This window comes from Geobacillus sp. G4, from assembly GCF_040327975.1.
Taxonomy (GTDB): Bacteria; Bacillota; Bacilli; order Bacillales; family Anoxybacillaceae; genus Geobacillus; species Geobacillus thermoleovorans.
This window is the reverse complement of the sequence record NZ_JBEPJY010000042.1, coordinates 1-2,859: the sequence shown is the minus strand read 5'-3', so window position 1 is coordinate 2,859 and position 2,859 is coordinate 1. Positions and strand designations below refer to the sequence as shown.

The 2,859-nt window shown below is 38.6% G+C and carries 3 protein-coding genes; 1 reads left to right on the top strand and 2 read right to left on the bottom strand.

Annotated features, from left to right (window positions below; genetic code table 11):
• Positions 1–162 precede the first annotated feature (162 nt).
• Complete coding sequence (locus ABS784_RS16745; RefSeq protein WP_352513338.1) at positions 163–636, top strand: hypothetical protein; 474 nt, start codon at positions 163–165, stop codon at positions 634–636.
• Positions 637–719: 83 nt separating this feature from the next.
• On the opposite strand, the gene ABS784_RS16740 is transcribed toward ABS784_RS16745, so the two are convergent.
• Both ABS784_RS16740 and bshB2 read right to left on the bottom strand, forming a co-directional pair.
• Positions 720–1,634 (bottom strand): tyrosine-type recombinase/integrase, encoded by a 915-nt coding sequence (locus ABS784_RS16740; protein WP_352513336.1) that lies wholly within the window; start codon positions 1,632–1,634, stop codon positions 720–722.
• A 314-nt stretch (positions 1,635–1,948) separates the two neighbouring features.
• Positions 1,949–2,605, bottom strand: a complete 657-nt coding sequence (gene bshB2, locus ABS784_RS16735; RefSeq protein ID WP_352513334.1) for a bacillithiol biosynthesis deacetylase BshB2 — start codon at positions 2,603–2,605, stop codon at positions 1,949–1,951.
• Positions 2,606–2,859 lie beyond the last annotated feature (254 nt).

The following is a 2,859-nucleotide window of genomic DNA, read 5'->3' as shown; positions in this document are numbered from 1 at the left end:
AAATGGTTCGCTAACTAGTGATTGACAACGCCCGTAGTGAACCGAAAAAATGTTCTCCACAAAGTCTTGACTGACTCGAATTTACACAATAATTTGGACTTGACCTTATTATTATGATAAAATTTGATTGGAAATATACGGTTTATAATATGGGGGGATAGAATGAATATAAAGGTTTTTACTAAAATTGTACTTCCAATCATATTTTTTATTATTATACTAGAAGGATGTGGTAGGGATACTTCAACTGTTGAAAAAGCAATCATAGGACATTGGGTTGAGAAATTGGATAAAGGTAAAGCTCATTATTACATAAGTGAAAATCAAATTATAATGTTATATAAAGGCGAAAAAACAATCATGGATTACAAAATTTTACGTTCTAATGAAAAAAAAGGTTTTATAGAAATTGATATGATTAATCCTGACGGTGATGTATATAATGAAAAATTAACATTTACTAATAAAAATAGAACAAAAATAAAAGCCATAAGTCGTTTTAAATCGTCGAGTAAAAATTATGAATCATATGGAAACGAATTTAGTAAAGAAATATCCGAATTAGTTTCATCATACCTTAGCACTGTGGAGTTAAAAAATACTTGGACATATGTTGATGATGCGACTGAGCCATAATATCAAGAGGATATCCCAAAAACTACAACTTTAAGGGATATCCTCTTTAAATATTAAATTTAAACTGTTCATCAGCCTTAATATTAAAATTTCGGCAATGCCTCCACCGCATCCGCCAAATCACTATAGCTGTCTTTTAAGTATCGGGACGTCGTGGCGATATTGCTATGGCCGGCAAGCCGCCGTACTTTTTCGATATCGTTGTTCGTCGCCTTTAGCATCCACTTACAAAACGTATGCCGGAACATATGAGGGGTTAGCTTTTTGTTCGGCAGGCTGTAGCTTTCGATCATTCGCTGAATACCCCGCACCGTAAACTTCGGCGAACGCTGGCTGTAAAAGACGTATGGCGATGCGGCCACATGCGGTTTCTTTTTCGCCATTTCCGCACGAAACTTAAGCCAATCCTCGAGTTCCGCCAACAAGATATTCGAGATCGGCACTGTTCTTACCTTCATCCCTTTTCCCACGATTCGAATTCGCTTCATCTCTAAATCTAAGTCCGTTAATTTTAAATTTGATAACTCTTCCACCCGCAATCCTGCATAAGTAAGCAGATACACCACCGAGCGGTCCCGACGATATTTCTCCTCGGGATCGACTCCTCTGCTGTGAACCGGTTTTTTCCGCATCCGTTGCAACAGATCCTCGAATTCTTCTTCCGTGAGCCACATAATCTTTTCGTTATCTTCATCCGCTGATTTTAAATCCTGTATGCCTTTCATAGGGTTTTGTTCGATCTTATGATGTTCGACTGCCCACGCATAGAAGCTTCGCAGCGAATTGAGCCGGCGATTGATCGTGGAGATAGCCAGCGGTTTCCCTTCGGCCGGATTCAACATTTGATGGATCCATTTGCGAATGTCGGCCGGCGTGACGTAATCGCTAGGACGGATATGTAAATCGTTGAAAAAGATATTTAAGTCATTCGTATAGGAGATGATCGTGTTTGGGGAAGCACCTTTTTCCTGAAGGTAGGTAACATACTCATTTAACATCTTTTCCACCCTTTCACTTATACGACGAGTTTAAAAGGATTAGAAAAGAGAATAATCGGTTTAAAAAATAACATTATATGACGAGTATATCACAAAAAAGAATAGATTGTTAGTCATATAATGTATATTATAAGGCTAGTTTTAATAAAAAAATTCCATTCACCTCTTTTCCATTTTTTAATTCCAAAATTTAAAATCACACCTGATTCATTGGGTGCCCTAGCTTGCATTCGTCAAAAAATTCCTATGTGTCTTAGATCAATTTAGGTTAAGACACAAAGGCTGATGGTTTAAAAAAAGTAATAAAGGTGGCATTAGTCATCCCATTTATAGATCCAAAACTTTTCTTCTTTTAACCAAGGAAATGCTTGTATGTCGCGATTGATAATCAACCTTAGACGCGATTCCGTTTGTGAACGATGCGCGAGAAGAGCTGCAATCTTTTTTTCAATAAATGGTGCTACATCCAACACAACATCAGGGGAACCCAACACTTTTTCGCTGTTTTTGTCGAATGCAACACCGTAAACAAGCGGGCGTTCCATTTTTGGAATACGTTTGAGAGCTTGGATCACCGCAGTGCCACAAGCGTTATGATCGGGGTGAACGCCGAATCCAGGGTAAAACGTAATAATCATTGACGGATTTGTTTCTAAAATAACGGAATGAATTTTATGGATGAGCTCCTGTTTATCTTCAAACTCCAACGTTTTGTCCCGATATCCCCATAACCGCAAATCTGAAATGCCGATAATTTCACATGCTGTTTCTACTTCCTTCTTCCGCACAGAAGGCAACGTCTCGCGATTTGCAAAAGGTGGTATTCCAAGATTTCGGCTCATCTCTCCTAAAGTTAGACATACATATGTAATGGGAATTCCTCGTCCCGCATACATCGACAACAAAGCGCAGGCTGTAAATGTCTCATCGTCCGGATGAGCGAAAATGACGAGTATACGCTGAATATCCATGACTGCTTTATCCTCCGTGCTCAATGTTTCAAAGAATGGGCGCAAAACAAGGATCATCTTGTTGCCATAAACCATTAAAAACCCATACTCAACAATAAATCCGCTTCCAAATTTGTATATAAAATGGAAGCGGAATGATTCATTTGAATTAAAGAAATTATAATGATTTACAATGAAAACCCGTGGTGCTAGTTGAGCGTCAGCGCTCAACCAGCCCTAGTGTGACCAAGGAATAAGCCAACAAGATGCCATCG

Excerpts from the sequence above, each read along its gene's own strand:
- ABS784_RS16745 (WP_352513338.1), top strand. The coding sequence starts at position 163 with ATGAATATAAAGGTTTTTACTAAAATTGTACTTCCAATCATATTTTTT.
- bshB2 (WP_352513334.1), bottom strand. The coding sequence starts at position 2,605 with ATGGATATTCAGCGTATACTCGTCATTTTCGCTCATCCGGACGATGAG.
- ABS784_RS16740 (WP_352513336.1), bottom strand. The coding sequence starts at position 1,634 with ATGTTAAATGAGTATGTTACCTACCTTCAGGAAAAAGGTGCTTCCCCA.